This is a genomic window from Nonomuraea guangzhouensis (assembly GCF_019396345.1).
Taxonomy (GTDB): domain Bacteria; phylum Actinomycetota; class Actinomycetes; order Streptosporangiales; family Streptosporangiaceae; genus Nonomuraea; species Nonomuraea guangzhouensis.
Genome location: NZ_JAHKRM010000109.1, coordinates 1 through 1,393, shown reverse-complemented (window position 1 = coordinate 1,393; position 1,393 = coordinate 1). Strand labels below are relative to the sequence as shown.

Below are 1,393 nucleotides of genomic sequence, written 5' to 3'. Positions count from 1 at the left end.
GGGCCTGTCCAGTAAACGGTGTAACTCGATCTTGAATTAGTTCTATGGGGTGGTCGGGTTCAGGCGGCCTTCGAAGGTGATGGCGAAGGCGTTGAGAGCGGCTTTCCAGCGGGTGATCCAGCGTTTGCGGCCCTTGCCAGTCGGATCCAGGCTCATGATCGCCATATAGACGCACTTGAGCGCGGCCTGCTCATTCGGGAAGTGGCCCCGGGCCTTGACCGCCCGGCGGATCCGGGCGTTGACCGACTCGATCGCGTTGGTCGAGCAGATCACCCGACGGATCTCGGTGTCGAAGTTGAGGAAGGGCACGAACTCGGCCCAGGCGTCCTCCCACAGCTTCACGATCGCCGGATACTTACCGCCCCACAGCTCGGCGAACTCATAGAACCGCTCGAGCGCGGCAGCCTCGGTGGGGGCGGTGTAGACGGGCTTGAGGGCTTTGGCGACGGCGTCCCAGTGCTGGCGAGCGGCGTAGCGGAAGCTGGCGCGCAACAGGTGAACGACGCACGTTTGGACGATGGCCTGGGGCCAGACGGTCTCGATGGCCTGCGGCAGTCCTTTCAGGCCGTCGCAGACCACCATCAGCGCATCGGCGACGCCCCGGTTCTTGATCTCGGTCAGCACGTGCAGCCAGAACTTCGCGCCCTCACCGCCGTCGCCGGCCCACAAGCCGAGGATGTCACGCTCGCCGTCGACGGTGACCGCCATCGCCACGTAGATCGGCCGGTTGGCCACCTGGCCTTCGCGCAGCTTGACGTGAATGGCATCGATGAAGATCACCGGATAGACGGAGTCGAGCGGCCGGTTCTGCCACTCGGCCATGCCCTCCAGCACCTTGTCGGTGATGGTGGAAATCGTCTGCTTGGACACCTCGGCGCCATACACCTCGGCCAGATGCGCGGAGATCTCCCCGGTGGTCAAGCCCTTGGCGGCTAGCGAAATGACCATCTCATCGACGCCGGACAGCCGTCGCTGCCGCTTGCGCACGATCTTCGGTTCGAAGCTGCCGTCCCGATCACGCGGGACGGTGATCTCCACCGGCCCGACGTCGGTGATGACGGTCTTGGACCGGGTCCCGTTGCGCGAGTTGCCCGTCTCGCTGCCGCCGCGCTCGTGCTTGTCGTAGCCGAGATGGTCGGTGATCTCGCCCTCCAGAGCCGACTCCAGCACCAGCTTGGTCAGCCGGCCCAGCAGCCCGTTCTCACCGACCAACTCCATGCCCTCGGCACGAGCCTGCTCGACCAGACGGCCGACAAGCTCGCGATCTGCGTCCTTGGGCTCCTTGCGTGCCACCGCGGTGTCCTCTAGGTCGATCTCCGTCGATGCCTGGATCACAGTACTCATCAGGTGCGTTCTCCTTGATCAGGAGTTACACCGAAAACCGTACAGTCCC

At 64.5% G+C, this 1,393-nt stretch carries 1 protein-coding gene; it reads right to left on the bottom strand.

Going from position 1 to position 1,393, the window contains the following annotated elements:
* Positions 1 to 42: 42 nt before the first annotated feature.
* On the bottom strand, positions 43 to 1,344 hold the full coding sequence (locus KME78_RS63625; protein ID WP_246655208.1) for an IS256 family transposase: 1,302 nt from the start codon (positions 1,342 to 1,344) through the stop codon (positions 43 to 45).
* Positions 1,345 to 1,393 lie beyond the last annotated feature (49 nt).

Coding starts and splice junctions, on each gene's coding strand:
- KME78_RS63625 (WP_246655208.1), bottom strand. CDS start 1,344: ATGAGTACTGTGATCCAGGCATCGACGGAGATCGACCTAGAGGACACC.